The following is a 1,026-nucleotide window of genomic DNA, read 5'->3' as shown; positions in this document are numbered from 1 at the left end:
TGGAGATATTTATCGACCGTTCTGCGATCGACATCGAGTTCACGGGCAATCTTGGATTTGTTCAATTTCAAAACACCCTCCTTCATAAGCGGCATAAGCTTGTTCAAATCTGTCAAAGAATCAACACGCAACGAGTTGTTGATTGATAAAGTAATGATCATAAAATCCTCCCTGCAAATAAGAGAATTTTACAATCTTTTTTTAGAAATTGTACATATTTATCTCATCGTTTATGTACATATTTATCTTATCGTCTACAGCCGCCCCCTGGTGGAACGAATGTTCCAAGGAAGCCGCTTCCTATGGATGCGAATCTCTTTCCAGGGCTTTTGCCAACTTCTTCGAAGGAAGGAAATCCGGAAGAGAGGTCGGCTATCCGAGATTCAAGTCAAAAAACAGATGCAGACCGGCTTTTGCCTATACGACCGGAAGCTTTGGAGCCATAGAGGATGATCCTTATGGCCTAAAGTTCCCGAAGATCGGCAGGATCCATACGTTCGAAAACGTCCATCACCGGCTCAAGGGAGCGAAAGTCACAAGGATGACCATCACAGAAGAAGGCGGACGGTGGTATGCTTCGCTCACAGCGGAAGCCGACTTTTTCAAGCTGGCCAAAGAAACCAGACAGAAGGTGGGAGTGGATCTTGGCGTCAGACAGCTGGCCGTTCTTTCGGATGGAACAGTCTATGAGAACCCGAAACATTTAGCCAGAAGCGAAAGAAAGCTCAAAAGAGAGCAGAAAAGCCTCTCCAGAAAACAGAGAGGCTCCAATCGATACGACAGGCAGAGACGGAAAGTAAACCGTCTGCATGCGAGAATCCGTCATCAAAGAGAGGATCGGATCCATAAGATGACGACCGATATGACGGAAAAATACGATGAGATCGTGATCGAGGATCTGGTACTATGTCAAGTTTGAGGACAATCTAAATTTCTGTTTTTGACAAATCCGAAAAAATTTGTTCCGCTTTCCATTGACTACGGGTCCCTATCCCTAAGAACCCATTTCTTGTTGCTTTTCAAACT

The 1,026-nt window shown here is 44.7% G+C and carries 1 protein-coding gene; it reads left to right on the top strand.

Annotated elements, in window-relative coordinates:
- The first annotated feature begins 232 nt into the window (after positions 1-232).
- Positions 233-919 (top strand): RNA-guided endonuclease InsQ/TnpB family protein, encoded by a 687-nt coding sequence (locus tag BO225_RS00215; RefSeq protein WP_076340294.1) that lies wholly within the window; start codon positions 233-235, stop codon positions 917-919.
- Positions 920-1,026 lie beyond the last annotated feature (107 nt).

The sequence above is a fragment of the Dubosiella newyorkensis genome (genome assembly GCF_001945605.1).
Classification (GTDB): domain Bacteria; phylum Bacillota_I; class Bacilli_A; order Erysipelotrichales; family Erysipelotrichaceae; genus Dubosiella; species Dubosiella newyorkensis.
This window is presented reverse-complemented; position numbering and strand designations above follow the sequence as displayed.